The sequence below is a fragment of the Desulfovibrio sp. 3_1_syn3 genome (assembly GCF_000145315.2).
GTDB classification, from domain to species: Bacteria; Desulfobacterota; Desulfovibrionia; order Desulfovibrionales; family Desulfovibrionaceae; genus Desulfovibrio; species Desulfovibrio fairfieldensis.
Window position 1 is genome coordinate 2371930 of the sequence record NZ_ADDR02000001.1, and the last position, 19430, is coordinate 2391359.

Sequence of the window (19430 nt, forward strand, 5' to 3'; positions counted from 1 at the left end):
CGCACTGATTCCTTCTTCACGGACCAGCAAGGCCATTATTCGAGCGTGTCGATCCAATCCCATGGAAAGGATCTAAATGACACTCCCGGACTGGAATATTTGCTATGCAGCATAGCGCGCGGCCACGCCGTATTTCTTCCTGTTTCGAGACGTTAATACCCCAGTACCTCATAATCATAGGCTGACAAGACTGGTACATGTGCCTTCAGATGCAACAGCAAGCGAAGCGTGTTTATCTTATAATTTATATAAAATTTGAAATAAATAACTATATAAATTATATATAGCTTTCTAAATAACTAGGTTATCAAAATCGCTCAAAAAATAGTCATGCGGCCAAAGAATGATGATTTTTTTCCCGCAGATTGCCCCTTTGAAAGGCGTTAGCCTATAGCGATAATTTTTGATGCCGATAGGATTAGAAAATGTTTTTATGAGTATAATCTGAGTAAAAAGCTATACTTTGACGTGGGATGGACTTTTGGCCAGCCGGATATTTTTGGGGTGTCCCGCTTAACCTGACCGCCATGCGCTATGGCGGTCAAAGGCAGATATGGAGTGGAAAAGGGATGCTTTTACACAAACCCGGACACGATCCGAGTTCACTGTACGCAATATAGCTGTGTGGTTATGCGGCTACTGTGAGGGGGGAATAATAGCCGCTATATTCAGGAGAAAATATTTTTTGCCGTCCATGCCTGAAAAATATGCTGTATATTTCTCAGGAGTTCTTTAATGCGCTATCCGAAAGAGGTAAAACATCATGTGGAGGTCATTACGGGTTCATTACAAGCTTCTGGCTTGTAATGCGGTTTGCGTTGCGTTTATCGTCACGCTGGTCTGCATAGCCATGTCCGGCTTGCAGCAAATGCCGGGACAGTCCACATCCCAGGCCGACAACGTGTTTTGGCTCTGGGGTTGGGCCGCTGTATTTTGCGTTTGTGTGCTGCTCATGGGATTTTGGGTGGGCATGGATATCGGCAGACCCATCCAGCGCGGCAAAACTTTTGCCCGGACGCTGGCCTCTGGAAATTTTGAAGCCCGCTGGCAGGAGATGGCCGATAGCGAGCTGGGGGACATGGCCAAAGATCTGAATCAGGCACTCGACATCGTACTGGATCAGTCCTCACAATACAGGGATATCCTCAACTCTCTGCCCAATCCTCTGGCGACGTTGGACAGTAACCGCAATTTCACTTTTGTGAACACAGCGGCCGAAAAGCAGTTCGGCATGCTCTGCACGGATCTGCTGGGCAAACAGTGCTCCACCTGGGGAGCGGCCGTCTGCAACACCGAGCACTGCGCTTTGGAATGTTATCTACGCGGCATTAAGGATGTGGTTTTTCACCAGCCCGGCATGGGGACGCTCAAAGCCATGGTGGTGCCTTTGAACAACCGCCTGGGCGAGCATATCGGTTTTATCGACATGGTTTTTGACATTACGGAAGAATATAACAACCGCCAGCGCATCGCGGCGCTGCACGACACCATCGCCGACTCCGCCCATGATGCGCAGGATATCGCCCAACGCCAATCCTCGCTTTTCGATACCGTCATTGCCCAGCTTGCCACCACTTCAGGCATAGCGCGCGAGCAGGATGAAGCCTCCACCCGGACCGTCAGCGAGGTGGAGGAGATGAGCGCCGCCATGACTCATATCGCTGAGCGGGCGGCGGACGCCACGCACAACGCACAGGCTTCGGAGGAGGAAGCGGAGCGCGGTGCGGTTATGGTGGAACAGGCCATTGAGGGCATTCGACGGCTTACGGCGCAAACCAACACGCTGGCGAGCACCATGGAACAGTTGAACGAACACGCCTTCAACGTCAGCCGTGTGATCACACTCATTGAGGACATTGCGGACCAGACCAACTTATTAGCACTGAACGCGGCCATTGAAGCGGCGCGGGCCGGAGAGGCCGGTCGGGGTTTTGCCGTGGTGGCCGATGAGGTGCGCAAACTGGCGGAAAAAACCATGCAGGCCACCGGGGACGTGGCGCGGGCCATCAAGGCCATCCAGTCCAGCGCGCAGACAAGTTCACAGGCCACGGGTCAGGCGGTGGAGCTTTCCACGGAATCGGAGGAATTCATCAGCAAGTTTGGTGAAATCCTCAACCGCATTCTGGAAGTGGCCCGCAAGACGGCTGTTGAAATCCATTCCATCGCGTCCGCCGCCGAAACACAGAGTTCCGTTACCGACAGCATCCGGGAGCGGATGCAGAGCCTGAACGCGGGCGCGCGGGAATCCGCATCCAACATGGCCCAGAGCGCGCAAGAGGTGCGCAAGTTGGGCGATCTTTCCCAGCAGCTCAGGCGTATTATTGATTCCATGCGCGATGAAAAACGCCGGGCCGAGCGCATTTCACTGGAAAGCCCCACGGAAGGCCATCTCCAATGTCAGGGACGGAAGGTGCGCCTTTTTGTGGTCAACATCAGCACTACCGGCATTTGCGTGCAGCATCTGGACCCCTTGCGGGTAAAACAGGATGAACAGGTGGAGATCGTAGTGGAGCAGTCGCCTTGGCATTTGCATGAGCAGGCCATCCTTGTCTGGAAGGATGACCAGTATTGCGGCCTGCAATGGGTGCAGCCTCTGACCCTTTCCACGGAGCAGATCAAGATGAACGCGGAGGCCTGCCCCCCGCTTAGTGAAGAAGCGAGCCGCTGATCCGGCGATGCCTGTCCCATGCTGCAGTTCACGAAAAACGGCTTGCCGCATGGGACAGGCGGCAACATGTTCAGGCCTTGACCACTACGCCTTGGGAGGGCGGAGGCAGGGCTTCTCGCTGAACTTTCCGTTGCGGGTCCAGCGCCCACTGGGCGGCGTCAAAGGCGAAGTCTTTATTTGAGCTGTTGGCTATTTGCCAGCGCACGCGCAGCCTTCCGAGATTTTCCGCCCGCCCGGCGACCCCGGCCGAAAGCATGGAAAATTGGGCATCGCTGTGCGGTATGGCTCCCGGAGGCGTCTGGCGGAAAAGCTGCTCCAGATGCACCCGGCTGTCGGCGGAAAAATTCACCCCCGGCACCAGCGGAGCGAGCCCCCGGCCGCCTTCGGTCCTGCCGGTGGCCGTGCGGCGCACCTGCCGCAGCAGAGCAGCGCCGCCGGGCATGGCCGCATTGAGCAGGCGCTTTTCAGCGCTGCCCAATTCATCGCCCCAGGAATTTTGTTTGGCGTCCGCCGTACGGATGGCCCAGACCACATTCTGAAAATCGGCGGCATAATCCGCATGTTGCCTGCCAGCCATGTGCAGCACTTTATAAAAGAGGCGGCGCAAACGGAAGTTGATCAGGCCGGCCATGGGCACAAAACGCATGGGTTCGCCTTCTGATGGGGCCGGGCGGTCCGGATCAAGGCAGTAGCCCTGGGCTTCAAATTGGAGCACTTCGCCGGGGTGGATCGTGATGACGCCGTTCACCGCACTGCGGACGTCGCCCACGCGGGCACGTGAAGCGACCGAAGGAACAGCGGGCTTGTTCTCTTTTGGGATGGGCGCTTTCCGGCCGGATGCCGCGTCCGCGCGTCCAGCAGACTGTTTGGGGGCGGCAGGGGCGGTTTTCTCAGCAGGCTTGGCTGCCAATCTGCCCTTTTGAGCGCCGTGGGCGGGTACTGTGCCCGTTTCCGGCGCGGCGGGTGGTTGGGCGGCACTGTCTCCGGATACTTCCGTAGCGGCATTGCTCAGCCAACGGCTTTCTTCCGTATCTTCCGCCACATCTTCCGGTAGGGGGGAAGGCGCATCCCAGGTCGCGTCCGTGAATTCCTTAAAAATCTCCTTGGCTTCAGAGGAAGAATTCGGACTGTACGCCGCACCGGCATCAGTGGGCGGCAGGCCGGAGTCTGTCGTGCCGACCCCGGATTGCGTACGGGATACGCAGCCAGCGCCCGCCAGGGTGCCCAGGGTCATCCATAAAAAAGCGCGCCGATTCATATTTCCTCCTGCCTCAACACCATAAACGAACGATATTGCCACGCACCGTTTGCAGACCGACTTTTTGCGAAAGATAGCCTCGGGGCACGGTTTTGTCCACGCGGTGAGCGCACGCCGCTCAAGGCTATCGCATTGACGGAGGCGCCTTGGATGTCTATTTAGCACATTAGCAAAGCTGTTTTTTTATCTTTTATCCATGACAAGGCTTTTCATGACGTACACAGATATTTTTTTTGATCTGGACGGCACGCTGACGGATTCCAAGCCCGGCATCATCCGTTCCGTGGAGCATGCTTTGGATTTTTTTCATATTCATGTGCCGCCGGAACAGCTGATCCCCTTTATCGGACCGCCGCTACACGATTCCTTTGCGCCTTTTTTCGACAATGACACAGCGCGCGTGGATCTGGCTATCCAAAAATATCGTGAATACTACAGCGTCAAGGGGATTTTTGAAAATAGCCTTTATGACGGCATTACGGACCTTTTGCGCGGGCTTCAGGCTCTGGGCCGCCGACTCTGCGTCGCCACCTCGAAGCCGGAACCCTTTGCCAGGCGGGTTCTGGAGCATTTCCGGATCGACGGCTTTTTCTCCTTTGTGGCCGGGGCTGAACTGCACGGCCCGCGCAACAACAAAACGGAAGTCCTGCGCTATGCCTGTACACAGTTGGGTATTGAGGACATGAATCCCTGCCTGATGGTCGGGGATCGCAAATACGACGTGCGCGGCGCGCATAACGTGGGCATGGCCTGCGCGGGCGTTTTATATGGCTACGGCCCGCGCGAGGAACTGACGGAAGCCCGTGCGGAGTATCTGTGCGCCAGCGTGGACGATCTGGAAAAGTTACTGCTGGCCGATGCGCCGGGAGCCTGAGCCGGAAACAGAAAATCAAAACCACCCGCATAGCGGGTGGTTTGCTCCAGCCCTATAAGGGCTTGTTACCGGCCAGCGTCTAAAGGCGCTGGCTTTCACTTTGTTCAAGCCCAGTGCCCTTGCCGCTTTGGCTTACCCCTGGAAGGGGTTTTGGTATTCTCGGGTACTTACTCGATCTTGCAGAATATCATGCTTCTCTTGCTGCTGAATGTATTTTTTGACCGTTACCTCATTGAGTCCTACCGTACTGACGAAATATCCTTCCGCCCAGAATTTCCTATTGCCAAATTTGTACTTCAGGTTTGCATGCTTATCGAAAATCATCAATGAGCTTTTTCCTTTCAGGTACCCCATGAAACTTGATACACTGATTTTTGGAGGAATACTCACCAGCATGTGCACATGATCCGGCATGAGATGGCCCTCGATAATTTCAACACCTTTATATTTGCATAAGTCCTTAAGAATTTCTCCGATACTTTCTCGAATGTTGGCAAATATTATTTTCCGCCTGTATTTTGGAGAAAAGACAATGTGATACTTGCACAACCATTTTGTGTGGGCTAAACTTTGAACTCGAGTTCCCATATAAAAACACCTTTCCCTTAAAAATTACGATGGGCTTGAACAACTCTATCGTATGGGAAAGGTGTTTTTTGTATAACAAATTATTTCCACCCGCATAGCGGGTGGATTTCTGTTTCGCTCGCAAACGCTCGCTCAACTGGCTAAAGCCCCTTATGAAAAAGCGTCCCGCTGTCTATAGACAGCGGGACGCATCATTTTTACGTTCGCGGGGTAGAGCAATTTGCGCTTGAAATTATCGCTTAACGGCGGAGTAAATTGGCCTTGCAATAATTTCGCGGTGCGGATTTTCACGGAAAATCCGCACAGAGCGTTGAGACATTTTCAACATCAAAACGCTCTAAAAGGCTAACAGCCGATGTCCCAGTCCAGCCCGAAGGTGTCGTGCAGAATACGCACGGCCAATTCAACGTATTTTTCCTGGATAAGGATGGTAATCTTGATTTCCGAGGTGCTGATCATCAGGATATTGATGCCTTCCTGGGTCAGGGCCGCGAAAGCCCGCGCCGCCACACCGGAATGATTGCGCATGCCCACGCCGATGGCCGAAACCTTGGCCACGCTCACGTCGTGCAGCACTTCTGAGGCTCCGGTCTTCCGGGCCACTTCGGTCATCAGCTCCAGGGTCTGCGGCAGGTCCTTGCGGGAGATGGTGAAGGTCATGTCGGTATGGCCGTCTTGGCTGGTATTCTGGACGATCATATCCACCAGAACGCCTTTTTCAGAGAGCGGGCCGAATACCGCCGCAGCCATTCCCGGCACGTCGGGAAGATCGCGCAGGGTCACGCGGGCCTGGTCTTTGTCATAGGCAATGCCGGAAACAAGTACAGCTTCCATGCTGGAGTCCTCCTGGGTGACAAGAGTGCCGGGATCATCACTGAATGTGGAACGCACGCGTACAGGGACTTTGTATTTCTTGGCAAATTCCACGGAACGGATATGCAGAACCTTGGCCCCCATACTGGCCATTTCCAGCATTTCCTCATAGGCCACGCGGTCCATTTTGCGGGCAGTGGAGCAGATGTTGGGGTCCGTGGTGTAAACGCCGTCCACATCCGTATAGATTTCACATTCCGCCGAATCCAGAGAGGCTGCCAGAGCCACGGCCGAGGTGTCCGAACCGCCGCGGCCGAGGGTGGTAATGCGCCCGTCCTGGGTGCAGCCCTGGAAACCGGCCACCACCAGCACATCGTACTGGTCGAGGTAGTTGCGCAGGGTCTTGCTGTCAATGGCGAGAATGCGCGCACGGCCGAAATCGTCGTCCGTGGTGACGGGAATCTGCCCGCCCAGCAATGAACGGGCGCGGATTCCGGCATCTTTGAGCAGCATGGTGAAAAGGCTGATGGAAACCTGCTCGCCGGTGGAAACCAGCACATCGCATTCCGCCTTGTCCGGCGCGGGCGACCACTCATCGGCCAGGGCCAGCAGTTTATTGGTGTCCCCGGAGCGCGCCGAAAGCACGGCGACGACCTTGCTGCCGCGCTTGAGGCCGTCCTGCACCTTTTCACGCACCTGTTTCATGCACTCCAGAGTAGCCACGGAAGTGCCGCCGAATTTCTGTACGAGAATTTTCATGCCTGTATCCATTGTCCACGATTTGTTACAGTGTGCAGACGTTCCCTGCACATCGGGACTCATCCGTCGCCCTCCGGCCACTGCGCGCACAGGTCGCACAAAAGCTTCGCAGCGCTGGAACCGTAGGCTTGCAGCGTCAACAGGCGACTTTTTTCGCATGCCTTCAGCGAGATGTCCAGAATTTCTTCCGGCAGATCCGCCGGAGAAAGGTATTCGGCCCATTCCACCACGGTCAGGACGGCGGGATCTTCCAGACCGTCCAGAATTTCATCGGGCAGGCCGCCGATACTGCGGTACAGATCGCAGTGCAGTACTGCCGGTGTGGTGGGGTAGTGATTACAGAGTGTGAAGGAAGGGCTGGCTGTTTCCGCTTTGTCGCCGCCGGGCAAAGCCTGGACCAGCGCGCTGGTCAGAGTGGTTTTGCCGCTGCCCAGCGGACCGCGCAGCAGCAGCGCCCGCACGCCGGAGCCCGGCAGATGATCGGCCAGCCAGCGTCCCAGACGGCGCGTCTCTTCAAGATTGTCCAGTCTTATTCCGGCCACGGCAGCACCTCCCATTCTGCCTGGCCCGGATTGCCGTGCGCGAAACGCGCCCGCACCCGAGGCAGGGTGTCGGCCAGTTCAGAGGCCCTGTTGCCGCGTTCCGGCCAGAAGGCGGCGCAGGCCCGTCCCGCCAAAGCATGCAAGGCCACGCCCAGACCCGCCGTACACAGACTGGGCCGGGCCGAGGCGTCGCCGAGTGCCAGCAGTCCGCCTAAGCAACCCGCCAGTACATCGCCCGAGCCGCCCATAGCCAGCTGGGGCACATCGTAGGGGCTGATCAGCAGAGGCGCGTCAGCTTGGCCGACGAGAGTGCCCGCGCCCTTCAGAACTATAACTCCCGCGCAACGAGTGCGAAGAGTGCTTAGAGCGACCGGTCTGTCGGCCTGGACAACGGCCGTGTCGCACGCCAGCAGGGCGGCGGCCTCGCCGGGATGCGGCGTCAGGATGTCACGGCTTGTTATCCGTTCCAGCAAATCCGGGCGGCGGCCCAGCAGTACCAGGGCGTCGGCGTCGAAAACCGTGGGCGGACGCCGGGGCATATCCAGCAGGGCGGCCAGGAAGCGGGCGGCATCCTCACCGCGCCCCATGCCGGGGCCCACGACCAGGGCCGTACAACGCGCGCAGAGTTCCCTGAACTCTTCGGACAGCGTGCCGGGCCATTGGCGCTCGCCGGGTTCGGTCAAGGCCAGAGTCATGATTTCCGGCCAGCCGCTTTTGATCTCCGGCAGCGATGCGGCAGGGGCCGCCGCCGTCACCAGACCGGCACCCGCGCGCAAGGCGGCCCGCGCAGCCAGGTGAGCCGCGCCGCTGAGTCCCGGCGCTCCGCCCAGCACCAGCACATGGCCGAAACTGTTTTTATAGCTGTTTTCCGGCAGCGCGGGCAGGGCGTTCAGGCAATGCCCGTCCAGGAGATATGCGCTGCAGGGGCTCGTGGCGCGCACCACAGCCGGAATGCCGATAGCGCGGACATGCAGGCGGCCGGTCCAGGGACGCGCCCAAGGCAGGACCAAACCGGGCTTGGCCGCCGCGAAGCTGACCGTGGCCGTGGCCTGGACCGCTAGGGGCGAAGGCCGCCCGCTCACGCCGTTAAGCCCGGAGGGAATATCCAGGGCCAGCACAAAGCAGGAGGGCGCAAGCCGGTTGATGCGTTCAATAACCTCCCGCAGGGCGGGCCTCAACTCACCGCTGAAGCCGGTGCCCAGTAGGCCGTCCACCATGATGGCCGGAGCCTCATGCCGGTCGTGCCAATCGTGGCGGCCCAGCGAAGAGAACGGCACCCCGGCGGCCCTGGCTATACGGATGTGTTTGGCGGTAACGCCTTTGTAAGCGCCCAGGGCCTTGGCGTGCAGTACCAGCGGCCGCGCTCCGGCATCCAACAGATGGCGGGCCAGGCAGGCGGCGTCGCCGCCGTTGTTGCCGCTGCCCATGAACAGCCAGACCGTCTGCCCGGCAAGTTTCGGGCAATAGGCGCGCAGCACGTCAAAGGCCGCCCGGGCCGCATTTTCCATCAGCATGACTTCCGGCAGGCCCAGCCGTATCGCCGCCGCGTCCCAGGCCCGCATTTCCTCGGGAAACGGCAAGGGGGGCAGAGCGTTCGGAAATTCGCGAAGACTGCGCATTATGCCTCCAGAATGACGACGGCCACCGCCACGCTGCGCTCATGACTGATAGAGAGACGACAGTGCCGGACGCCCAGGCTTTGGGCCCGCTCAAGGGCCTGATCCAGAAAGCGGAGCAGGGGTTCCCCGAGCGCAGTGCGACCCGTTTCAATCTGCCGGGGGCCGATGCCCTGGCTGAAGCCCGTGCCCAGAGCCTTGACCGCCGCTTCTTTGGCCGCAAAGCGCCCGGCGATGTAGGGCAGGGCCTGAGCGGGCAGGGCAGCCAGCTCCGCCGGGGTAAGAATTTTTTCCAGAAAGCGGCGTCCGAATTTGTCGTACACCTTGGCAAGGCGCGCCATTTCGGCAATATCGATGCCCAGTCCGACGATCATGACTCTACCCCCGGCAGTCTGCTTACCCGACGGTTGCCCGCTGAAAAAAATTAACATATACTATGATATTCAAGAACACTATTCTGACCCGTTCAAGGCCGGGACGTCAAGCGTGGCGCAAGGCCGGAGAACACAGGGAGAACAGCATACCATGAAATTGTGCATTGTCGGTACAGGCTATGTGGGACTGGTCAGCGCCGCCTGCTTTGCGGAAATGGGCAATACCGTGACCTGCGTGGACGTGAACCCCGCCGTGGTGGAAAAACTCAATGCCGGTTCCGTGCATATTTTTGAACCCGGCCTTGAGCCCATGGTGCAGCGCAGCCGCGCCGACGGCCGGTTGTCCTTCACCACCAGCCTTGAACAGGGCATTGCCGACGCGGACTGCGCCTTTATCTGCGTAGGCACGCCGCCGCAGCCGGACGGCTCCTGCGATCTGAGTTACGTGCGCCAGGTAGCCGCTGAAATCGGCCGTCATATGCAAAAGGAACTGGTGGTGGTGGACAAATCCACCGTGCCCGTGGGCACCGCCGACATGGTGCGCGGCATTATCGAGAAAGAACTGGCATCGCGCGGCCTGGACCTGCGGGTGGACGTGGTGTCCAATCCGGAATTCCTCAAGGAAGGCGACGCCATTTCGGACTTCATGAAACCGGACCGCGTGGTTCTGGGCACGGATTCCGAGCGGGCTGCTTCCATTATGCGCGAATTGTACGCTCCCTTTGCCCGTACCCGCGAAAAGCTCATCGTGATGCGCGTGCGCAGCGCGGAAATGACCAAATACGCCGCCAACTGCATGCTGGCGACCAAGATTTCCTTTATCAATGAAATCGCCACGATCTGCGAAAAGGTGGGAGCCGACGTGCGCGACGTGCGCACGGGCATCGGCTCTGACTCGCGCATCGGTTACCAGTTCATCTATCCGGGCGTGGGCTACGGCGGCTCCTGCTTCCCCAAGGACGTCAAAGCCCTGATCCAGACGGCGGAAAGCGCCGGGGTGGAGCCCATGCTGCTCAATGCCGTGGAAGCGGTCAACGCCCGGCAGAAAAAGCATATGGCCGAACGCATTCAGGACTATTTCGCGCCCCAGGGCGGCGTCAAAGGCAAAACCCTGGCGCTCTGGGGACTGGCTTTCAAGGCCAATACCGATGACATGCGCGAGGCGGCCTCCATCAGCATTGTGAACGCGCTGACCGCCGCGGGCATGAAGATCCGCGCTTTCGACCCTGTGGCCGCGGATAACGCGCGCCGTATTTTCAAGGATAATGCCCTAGTGGAGATTCTGGACGACCAGTACGGCGTTTGCCGGGATGCCCAGGCCCTGCTGGTGGTGACGGAGTGGAACCAGTTCCGCAATCCGGATTTTGACCGCGTCAAATCCCTGCTGACCGCGCCCCTGCTGTTTGACGGACGCAACCTCTATTCTCCCTCGGCCATGGCCGAGCGCGGCTTTGCCTATTTTTGCATCGGCCGCCCCACGGCGGCTGTGTAGCCCCTTATTCGATCAGAACGTGAGCGGCCGGGGCTGTGAAGTCCCGGCCGCTGCTCGTTTCATATCTCCTTACATGGTGCTGAAAGCCCACCACCAGGCCAGTACGGGCAGCGCAAGGGCCAACAGGCCAGCCGGAATCTGCGGCAGTGCGGGCCAACCGCGCCGTAAACGCCAGCCTTCAGCCAGGCCCAAAGCCAACCCGCAGACCAAGCCTGCCACATGGGCCGCGTAATCGGTATTTTCACCTTCCGTTCCCAGCATGGCCAGCAGGGCCGCGCCCGCCGCAATGGGCAGGACAGCCTTGCGTCGTTGCGCTTCGCGGCTGGCCATCAGACCGGCCAGAGCGCCCACCGACGCAAACAGGGCCGTGGAAAAGCCCAGGCTCACGACGGCCCGGGGTCGCAGGAGCACGGTCAGAGCGTTGCCCAGGATGCCGCCCAGCATTGTCAGCCAGACGGCCCGGCCCACACCGGTAAGGCGCGCCAGCAGGGCCAGAAAAAGCGCGCCGAAGGCCACATTGCCCCAGAGATGGCGCAGGTCGGCGTGCAGGGTCAGAGCCGTGGCCAGACGGTAGAATTGCCCGTAAACACGCACCAGCACGTTGTCCAGCACGCCGACACTGAACCAGGTTTGCGGCGGCGGCAGAAAATCCGGTGCGGGCCACCAGCCCATACGCAGGCCGTGCCAGAGGATCAGCGGCAAAAGGAAAAAGGCCGTTAGGCCGCCATAGGGATGCACGGGCAAAGGGGGCAGAGCAGGGGCAGACCCCCCGCGCTCGGCATCGAAATCCGTCACTTCCCTGAGCGCCGCCTGTTCCAGCAGAGGCGGCACATAGATGTATTCCCGTCCCTGAAACACGCTCAGCACATGCGGTATGCTGCAGGCGCTGAGCACAAGTCGCCAATCGCGCCGCTGGGTATAGTCGGCCAGGCCGGTAGGGCCGGTAATGTTGCGCCAGAAGGACGGCAGGCTGCCCGGCCTGCGCCGGACGGCCCAACGGCTTCGGGCATGAAGACGGAGTGGGGAAGGGGAGTATGCGGGCATTGATAAAAAAAGCCCCGACAGCGGACTGACGGGGCCTATTGCGACAGCCTAAAAAAACTAACCCTGCTTGTGCGCCGCGGGCTTGGTCACGGCACCCGAACGCAGGCAACGGGTACAAACGGTCAGGGTACGCACGCTGCCGTCCGGGAACTGATGACGCACGCGCTGCAAATTAGGGTTGAAGCGGCGTTTGGTCTTGATATTGGAATGGCTCACGAGATTGCCGACCTGGGGCTTTTTGCCGCAGAAATCGCATTCCTTGCTCATACAATCCTCCGTATATGCAAAAAACAGTTCACTTCAATGCGGCAAAACCGTGGCCCGGCGCTGTGACGACAACAGCATTCATTAGCGGGCATGACCGCGCGAAACGATTCTGTAGCGCATGGGGCGGAAAAAGGCAAGACTTTTCCTAAAAAGAAAAGCAAGCCCGCAACTATGCCGCCCCGCCGTTCAGGAAACGGTTCTGAAAAACCGTGGCGGGCATGGGCCGCCCGAAAAAGTAGCCCTGTATATAGTCCAACTTCATGGGACGCACCAGTTGCAGTTCTTCTTCCCGTTCCACGCCTTCCAGGCAGACCTTGATGTCCAGATCGTGGCAGAGTGCCACGACAAAGCGGATGAATGTGGCGTCAAAGCGGCTGTTGAGGATATCGCGCACAAAAGCGCGGTCAATTTTAACGGTATCGGCCGGGGAGGTCTTCAGCATGCTCAGCGAGGAATAGCCGGTGCCGAAATCATCCATGGCGATGCGGATGCCCAGGCTGCGGATTTTTCTGAAAATCTCCTGCAGGACCGCATTTTCGCGGATCATGCAGCTTTCGGTGAATTCCACTACCACATTGGCGGCATTGAGGCCGGTCTTTTCCAGGGTAGTTTTGATGAAGGGCAGCATATCGCTGGAAACGACCTGCAAGTAGGAAAGGTTGACGCTGATCACGAAATCCGGCCGCCATTGCGTCCATTCCTTGCACTGGCGCAGGGCCTCCTTGAAGACCCACTGGCCGAAAGGCACGATCAGGCCGCTGTGCTCCATGAGCGGAATAAATTCGGCAGGGGAGACCGCACCGTATTTTTTGCAGTTCCAGCGCGCCAGGGCCTCGGCGCCCACCAGGCGGCCTCCGATCGCCGTAACCTGCGGTTGATAGAAAAGCTCAAAGCCTTCAAACTGACATTCGATGCTCTCACGCAACAGCTCCGTAAGGTCCAGAGCGCGCTTCTGGTCCCTGCCGAGTTGCTTGTTGAAAAAAGTGATCCGGTTGCGCCCGTTCCGTTTGGAGCTGGCAAGAGCGCATAAGGCGGCCTGCAACAATTCTTCATGGCTCGAGGCGTCTTCAGGGTAGCGGACATAACCGGCGGAAAGCGGGCAGAAGTATTTTTTGCCGTCATATTCCTGCTGATAGCGAAAACTTTCGGCCACGGCGTCGTAGAGCTTCTGCGCGTCGTCCGAATCCTCGTAGAGGACGACGGCGAACACATCCCCGTCCAGGCGATAAAGCGAGGCGGTTTCAGGCAGCATGACCTGGAGTTTCTGGGCAATGATCCGCAACACCTCGTCGCCGAACATCCGGTTGTGCAGGTCATTAATGTGCGTGAAGTTGTCCACGCCCAGCAGCATGAGGCGCAGAGGCGCGGACGGGCGGTTATGTATCGCCTCTGTGACGTCTTCTTCAAATTTTATCTTGTTGTGCAGGCCGGTAATATGGTCGATTTTGTTTTTCTGGCCCAGATTGGTGATGAAACCGGCAAAAAGCGCCGGATCACCGTTTTCATCCCGTTCCAGATACCCTCGGCAGCGTACCCAGACCCATTGCCCGTCGCGGTTTTTGACCCGGTATTCCACGCAATGCGTGTCGGACCGGCCGTCGGCGATGATCTGGTTGGATTCAAGAAAGGCGGCCCTGTCGTCGGGATGGACCCGCTCGCCCCAGACCGCGGCGGCATTGGGCACAACTTCGCCCGGCAGGCCGAAATCATTGACCATGGCTTTGGAATAGCGGAAGACGCCCGACGGCACTTTGGAGACATAGACATAGGCGTCCGTACTGCGGGAGAGGGCGTCGTAAAGCTGGGCGGCGCCGCAGCTCAGGCTGTCCTCGACGGCGACGGGGCATGCTTCGCGCAGCCGCCGGGCGGCCAGTTTGATATGAGCCTGTTTTTTCTGCTCATACATGCTTTCATCGGCCTTGGAGAGAATAGCCGTCAAGGCCAGCTGCATGTCCGGGTGTACCTCAAAACAGCCGAAGCAGAAACTCAATTCGTATTCCAGGTGCAGCGCGGCTCTTCTCGTTTCCAGATTATGAAGCACATTTTTGAGGCTGGAGGCCGCCGTGTGGCGGTCCAGTTCATGAAAAACGACCACGAACTCGTCGCCGCTCAGGCGGAAACAGAAATCGACCCCGGACAGACCGGCTTCAATTTCCCGCGCCACGAGGTTGATGGCCGCATCGCCGACCATGTGCCCGAGGGTGTCATTGATATTTTTAAGGTCATTGACGTCAAGAAGGGCCACGATAAGCGAGGCGTCTCCAGCTCTGGCTTCGTCGATAGCCTGGGTCAGCCTCTCAAGACCGGCCCGGCGATTCAGCAGGCCCGTGAGATCGTCGCGGGAGGCCTCGCGCCGCAGGCGTTTGCTGTCGGTGATATCGATGGATTGCTGCAAGTGCACGAGTGAACCGTCGCTCCAGCGCATCAGGCTGTCGTAATTTTCAAAAAAACGGCCCGTCCGTATATTATGTTCTTCCCAGCGGTATACGGAGTGATCGTCAAGATGAGCGCTCAGATGATTCACGGGGCAGAATTCGCAACGCTGCGATTTGTCGTTCTGCAAAACCTGCCAGCAGATTTCACCTTCGGGCTTCTCAAGCTGGAAGATATCCTTCATGAACTGGTTCATATAGAGGATGCGGTCCGTCTGGGGATCCGTGATGTAAATGCAGACCTTTACCCGGTCCATGGCGGCATTGAAAATACGGTTATGGAAGGTCTGATGGGAGCAGTAGGTCTGGCCGGCGGTGAAAAGCCCCAGCAGCATGGCGAACAATTCCATATAACGGCGCTGTTCGGCATCCCAAGGTTGGTCATCCGGCGCGCGGCTGAAAAGCACAAAGCCCGGCGCCTGCCTGTCCTGATCCCGCAACGGCAATGCCATGCCCTGAAAATTTTTTTGAAGAGAATTGGGCAGGCAGTCACGCAGCGCATCCGCCGTGGCCTCAGGCTGACCTTGCAGGCCGCACAAGCATTCAAAAATTTCCTGCCCGCTGAATGCCCGGCAGAGCTTTTCTTCTGACAGATCGGGCAAGACACTCCAGGCAACCGGGCTGAGGTGGAGGTCGTCTTTGTCCCGGCGCAGAACAATCAAGGCGTTGAGCGGCAAATATGTGCGTAGAACTTCGACCAGTGACGGCAGAAGGGCGGTCAGGGATTTTTCATAATCCAATCGACCGGTTAGGGCATCAATAAAGCCGAACAGCGCGGCATCGTTGCGCATATGGTCCATTTCTGTCCCTTTGATGCTATTTAGTAAAAAATCATTCTCCGGGCCCGACTCTCTTTCGTCAAGTAAAAAGTCCGGAGTTACTCGGAGATTCTCACCGTCACGATAGTGACAAAGAAGAAGGAAAAACGAAAAAATTTTCTCGTGGAGAATCGTGCTGCAACCCCAAGGGTAGGTATAAGATCAATTATGGCACTGGCTAGTGGCGGCTTTGCAGATTGTCCCAGTCGGCCCCCGCTTTGATTACAGCAAGGGATTTACCTGCGCCCCGCTTCGGGGTAGGAGGCCGCATTCCAATCTGCTGCAACTGCCAAGGGGGCCGACTGTGGAGGATTTCGACATCATTATCGTCGGCGCGGGACCGGCGGGCTCTTGTCTGGCCCGTCTCGCCGCCGGGCTGCCGGGTCTGCGCATCGCTCTGCTGGACGCCAGAGCTTTGGACAGCGCTTACACCGGAACCGGGCGAATCAAGAGCTGCGGCGGCCTCATGGCACCGGCTGCCCAAAAGGCCCTGGCCCGCATGGACATGGCCCTGCCGTCGCGCCTTCTGGTAACACCGCAGCTTTTCGCGGTACGCACTCTGGATCTGCCCAGCGGCCTGGAAAGAAACTACCAACGCTTTTATCTGAATCTGGATCGCGAAGCCTTTGACCGCTGGTTGTTTGCCTCTGTAGGCGACAGCGTGCGGAAATTTTCCTCTGTCATGGTAAAAAAGCTGCACCGGGAAAGGGACGGATACGGCGTGCTCTGCGAAGACGGCACGCACCTGTGTTGCCGCTTCATCGTGGGCGCTGACGGAGCCAATTCCGTGGTGCGGCGAAAGCTGTTTCCCCAGCTGCGCCCGACATGCTATATCTCCATTCAGGAGCGCTTTGCCCTTGAATCGCGCAAGCCCCATTTCGCGGCTTTTTTCGATCCGGAAATCACGGATTATTACGCCTGGGGCCTGCCCAAGGGACAGGAATATCTTCTCGGCGCGGCCATTCCGGCAACAACCGGCGCGGGGAAGACATTTCTGCGTTTCAAGGAAAAGATCAGGCCCTTCGGCTATGATCTGCGAGACCCGCTCAGCCGTGAAAGCACCCTGATTCTCCGACCTGACGGTCCGCCCGCCTCCGGCGTGCTGCCGGACGGCACGGCCTGCCTGCTCGGCGAGGCGGGCGGCTACATCAGCCCCAGCTCCGCCGAGGGCTTCAGTTACGCCTTTCGCACGGCCATGCTGTTATACCGCAGTCTGCGGCTGGCTGGGGAGGGCAGGTCATCCGACGCGTATTTCAAGAATGTCTGCCGCTGGCAGGACCATCTTTTGCGGCCGTTGCGCCTGGAACTCTGGGGGAAATGCCTTAAGCGGCAGGTGCTTTACCGCCCCTTTCTGCGCCGCCTGGTCATGCGCTCCGGGCTGAGGCATCTGCGCTGCCTAGAGTCCTGATCCGGAAAGGAGCGGTTCAGCAGGTGCTTACGTTGGGGAGAGCGTCACAGGGTTGAAAGTGGGGGGCACAGCGAATCAGCTCCGGCTCGCTGATGCGGCCAATTCACCGCGCTCAGCTCCCGAGTAAGCTCGTCCGCAAGCTCTTCCCTGCCCGGCAGCACGGCCAGACCAAGCTGAACCTGCAGCAGCGCGGCTTCCGCCAACGGAGCAAAGACAAGGCCTTTCCGTTGGATGACCGCAAAGGAAACCGGCAGCAGTCCCAGGCCCTCGCCGGAAGCAATGCGCGCCAGCAGAACATCATATTCCGCCGGTTCTTCCAGATAGGTGGGGGCAAAGCCCACATGCGCGAACACGCCCCGCATATGATCAAAAAAGGCCGGATTGCTCTCCCGGCGGAACCAGAACAAAGACTTGCCGCTCAACGCCCTGAGAGGCGGGCTGCCATGCCGGGCTTCGGGCCAGCTTTCGGGCAGAACCGCCTGCAGCGGTTCGGCATACGGCAAAGGCCGGAGGGCGAGGCCGGGGGCTTCCAAAGGCAGAGCCACCAGCGCCGCGTCCAGCCCGCCCCTGCGCACGGCCCGCGCCAGACGGGGCGAGGTTTCCCGCGTCACGCGCAGCCGTTCGCCGTACCGGCCGCGCAGATGCGCTTCCATGCCGGAAAAAACTCCCTGTTCAAAAGCGGTGGTCAGACCCAGAGCAATAATGTTTCCCACGGGCTGCGCCAGATCCGCCAACCGCGCGAAGGTTTTTTCCTGCAGGCGCAAAAGCGGCCGGATGATCTCCAGCACCCGCGCGCCGTCCTTTGTCAGGGTCAGCCCCTTGGTATGCCGGACAAAGAGCGTCAGCCCCAGGCGCTCTTCCAGCTTTTTGATCAAGCGGCTCAAGGGAGGCTGGGAGATCAGCAGCCGTTGCGCCGCCCGGTGCAGATTGCTTTCCTCGGCCGCGACGGCAAAACAGCGCAGTGCGTGCATGTCTGATGCATTGGGCGGAATATTTGTCATACCTGAAAGGTATCGCAAACAACGCACGATGAAAAGCCTGGACAGCCTCCTATAACGGGGAAAAAGGAGAAAGACATGCATTCCGAACGTTACGCGACCGGTCTGAACATTCTGCGTCAAGTGGACGGCAAGGGCGGCGAAGTCGTGCTGGAAAGCCTGCGGGATATCGCGCCCGACTTTGCCCGCTACCTCATTGAATTTCCGTTTGGAGACATCTACGCCCGTCCCGGACTCGATCTGAAGAGCAGGGAAATCGCGGTGGTCGCCGCCCTGACCGCCTTGGGCAACGCAAGTCCACAGCTCAAGGTGCATATCGCCGCCGCGCTGCATGTGGGCTGCACGCGGGAAGAGATTGTGGAAGTCATTATGCAGATGGCCGTATACGCCGGATTCCCGGCGGCTCTGAACGGCCTGTTCGCCGCCAGGGAGATTTTTGAGGTTCACGCTGAGGCCTGAGCAAAGCAATCCGGACGGGTGAACGCTTCGCGGCGCTCAGCCGCCGCCGGAAGCGTGTGCATCGCTCCCGTCCGGCGCGCCTGCGGGGCGCCTCTTGTCCGGCAGGCATGCGAGCCCGATCCCCAGCAGCACAAACAACAGACCAAACCAGTAGGCTCCGCTGATACTCTCATGCAGCACCGCCCACGAAAGCAACACGCCGGTGAGCGGAACCAAGCCGGTGAACGAAGCGGCAATTCCCGCCGGAACAACGGCAATACCTTTAAACCAGAACACATAGGACAGAAAGGACACGAAAATTCCGTAATAGCCGATGCAGAGAGCCGTGGAAAACGGCATGGCCGCAAAATCATATTCTCTGGCCTCATACACGGCGCAGGGCAGCAGGCAGAGGAAGGCGTACAGGGAAATCAGCGCGGTTCTGCGCAGCGCCGTCAGCTGCCCGCATTTTGCCCTGCTCATGACTGAAAAGCCGGATTCGCAGAGAACGGCGGCCAGAATCAGACAGTTCCCCAGAATGGCATCGGCCGCCTGTGAGGCGTCATTCAAAAAAGGATGGAGATTGACGGCCAGAATGCCGATGGACACGCTGATGGCCCCGATCACGCGCTTTCCGGATATTCTTTCGCGCAGCAGCACAAAGGCCAGAAGCGCGATGAGCGCCGGGGCCGCGCTGCTGATGAGCCCGCCCGCCGCCGCTGTGGTGTGGCGCAGCCCCCGGAAGATGAATGCACGGTATAGAACGATCCCGAACAGGGCCTGCAACAGAAGCGCAAGATGGGTTTTGCCGTCTGTTTTCCATGGACCGCGCCGCTGCCGGAAGGCCAAAGGCAGCAGGATCAGCAGGCTGACGAAGATGCCCAGCTCCGCGGCGAGAAAGACCGGCATCGACGCGACCATGCATTTTCCGGCCACTACGGCGCTTCCCGCAATGCTCATAGCCGTTGCGAGAAAAAGATACGCCTTTATTCGCTTGTTTTTCATTGTCCAGCCCGGATGTGATGCTAAAAAATCCGAGGG

Annotated in this window: 16 protein-coding genes; 5 read left to right on the forward strand and 11 right to left on the reverse strand. The window is 58.8% G+C overall.

What is annotated here, in order from left to right; genetic code table 11:
* The first annotated feature begins 763 nt into the window (after positions 1–763).
* Positions 764–2668 carry a methyl-accepting chemotaxis protein gene (locus HMPREF0326_RS10055; protein ID WP_008684063.1) on the forward strand — a complete coding sequence of 635 codons (1905 nt, stop codon included), beginning with the start codon at positions 764–766 and terminating at the stop codon, positions 2666–2668.
* Positions 2669–2738: 70 nt separating this feature from the next.
* Here the strand turns inward: HMPREF0326_RS10055 and HMPREF0326_RS10060 are convergent, their stop codons facing one another.
* The gene (locus tag HMPREF0326_RS10060; RefSeq protein ID WP_009301631.1) at positions 2739–3926 is read right to left on the reverse strand and encodes a hypothetical protein; all 1188 of its coding nucleotides are present in this window, start codon (positions 3924–3926) and stop codon (positions 2739–2741) included.
* Positions 3927–4137: 211 nt separating this feature from the next.
* On the opposite strand from HMPREF0326_RS10060, the gene HMPREF0326_RS10065 reads away from it, so the two are divergent.
* On the forward strand, positions 4138–4800 hold the full coding sequence (locus HMPREF0326_RS10065; RefSeq protein ID WP_008684059.1) for an HAD-IA family hydrolase: 663 nt from the start codon (positions 4138–4140) through the stop codon (positions 4798–4800).
* Positions 4801–4932: 132 nt separating this feature from the next.
* Here the strand turns inward: HMPREF0326_RS10065 and tnpA are convergent, their stop codons facing one another.
* From tnpA to HMPREF0326_RS10090, 5 genes are all read right to left on the reverse strand, one after another.
* Positions 4933–5388 carry an IS200/IS605 family transposase gene (gene tnpA, locus HMPREF0326_RS10070; RefSeq protein ID WP_008686514.1) on the reverse strand — a complete coding sequence of 152 codons (456 nt, stop codon included), beginning with the start codon at positions 5386–5388 and terminating at the stop codon, positions 4933–4935.
* Between the two features lie 345 nt (positions 5389–5733).
* Positions 5734–6960 carry an aspartate kinase gene (locus tag HMPREF0326_RS10075; protein ID WP_035060242.1) on the reverse strand — a complete coding sequence of 409 codons (1227 nt, stop codon included), beginning with the start codon at positions 6958–6960 and terminating at the stop codon, positions 5734–5736.
* Between the two features lie 59 nt (positions 6961–7019).
* Complete coding sequence (tsaE, locus tag HMPREF0326_RS10080; RefSeq protein ID WP_008684053.1) at positions 7020–7502, reverse strand: tRNA (adenosine(37)-N6)-threonylcarbamoyltransferase complex ATPase subunit type 1 TsaE; 483 nt, start codon at positions 7500–7502, stop codon at positions 7020–7022.
* Entirely contained in the window at positions 7490–9121 is a 1632-nt protein-coding gene (locus HMPREF0326_RS10085) for an NAD(P)H-hydrate dehydratase (RefSeq protein WP_020990496.1), read from the reverse strand. The genes tsaE and HMPREF0326_RS10085 overlap by 13 nt, the downstream gene beginning before the upstream one ends.
* Positions 9121–9492 carry a holo-[acyl-carrier-protein] synthase gene (locus HMPREF0326_RS10090; RefSeq protein WP_008684050.1) on the reverse strand — a complete coding sequence of 124 codons (372 nt, stop codon included), beginning with the start codon at positions 9490–9492 and terminating at the stop codon, positions 9121–9123. Before HMPREF0326_RS10090 ends, HMPREF0326_RS10085 begins: the two co-directional genes overlap by 1 nt.
* Before the next feature lie 151 nt (positions 9493–9643).
* Between HMPREF0326_RS10090 and HMPREF0326_RS10095 the strand changes: the two genes are divergently transcribed.
* Positions 9644–10984, forward strand: coding sequence for a UDP-glucose dehydrogenase family protein (locus HMPREF0326_RS10095; RefSeq protein ID WP_008684049.1), 1341 nt, complete (start codon positions 9644–9646; stop codon positions 10982–10984).
* 69 nt (positions 10985–11053) lie between these two features.
* Here HMPREF0326_RS10095 and HMPREF0326_RS10100 read toward each other — a convergent pair whose 3' ends face one another.
* From HMPREF0326_RS10100 to HMPREF0326_RS10110, 3 genes are all read right to left on the reverse strand, one after another.
* Positions 11054–12028, reverse strand: a complete 975-nt coding sequence (locus tag HMPREF0326_RS10100; protein WP_008684048.1) for a rhomboid family intramembrane serine protease — start codon at positions 12026–12028, stop codon at positions 11054–11056.
* A 57-nt stretch (positions 12029–12085) separates the two neighbouring features.
* The gene (rpmB, locus tag HMPREF0326_RS10105) at positions 12086–12295 is read right to left on the reverse strand and encodes a 50S ribosomal protein L28 (protein WP_020990497.1); all 210 of its coding nucleotides are present in this window, start codon (positions 12293–12295) and stop codon (positions 12086–12088) included.
* A 169-nt stretch (positions 12296–12464) separates the two neighbouring features.
* Positions 12465–15527 carry a bifunctional diguanylate cyclase/phosphodiesterase gene (locus HMPREF0326_RS10110; RefSeq protein ID WP_020990498.1) on the reverse strand — a complete coding sequence of 1021 codons (3063 nt, stop codon included), beginning with the start codon at positions 15525–15527 and terminating at the stop codon, positions 12465–12467.
* 322 nt (positions 15528–15849) lie between these two features.
* Between HMPREF0326_RS10110 and HMPREF0326_RS10115 the strand changes: the two genes are divergently transcribed.
* Entirely contained in the window at positions 15850–16953 is a 1104-nt protein-coding gene (locus tag HMPREF0326_RS10115) for an FAD-binding protein (protein ID WP_008684044.1), read from the forward strand.
* Between the two features lie 44 nt (positions 16954–16997).
* Here HMPREF0326_RS10115 and HMPREF0326_RS10120 read toward each other — a convergent pair whose 3' ends face one another.
* Positions 16998–17924 (reverse strand): LysR family transcriptional regulator, encoded by a 927-nt coding sequence (locus HMPREF0326_RS10120; RefSeq protein WP_008684043.1) that lies wholly within the window; start codon positions 17922–17924, stop codon positions 16998–17000.
* A gap of 105 nt (positions 17925–18029) precedes the next feature.
* Here HMPREF0326_RS10120 and HMPREF0326_RS10125 point away from each other — a divergent pair, with 105 nt between their 5' ends.
* On the forward strand, positions 18030–18410 hold the full coding sequence (locus HMPREF0326_RS10125; protein ID WP_008684042.1) for a carboxymuconolactone decarboxylase family protein: 381 nt from the start codon (positions 18030–18032) through the stop codon (positions 18408–18410).
* A 36-nt stretch (positions 18411–18446) separates the two neighbouring features.
* On the opposite strand, the gene HMPREF0326_RS10130 is transcribed toward HMPREF0326_RS10125, so the two are convergent.
* Entirely contained in the window at positions 18447–19394 is a 948-nt protein-coding gene (locus HMPREF0326_RS10130) for a DMT family transporter (protein ID WP_008684041.1), read from the reverse strand.
* Between the last annotated feature and the right edge of the window lie 36 nt (positions 19395–19430).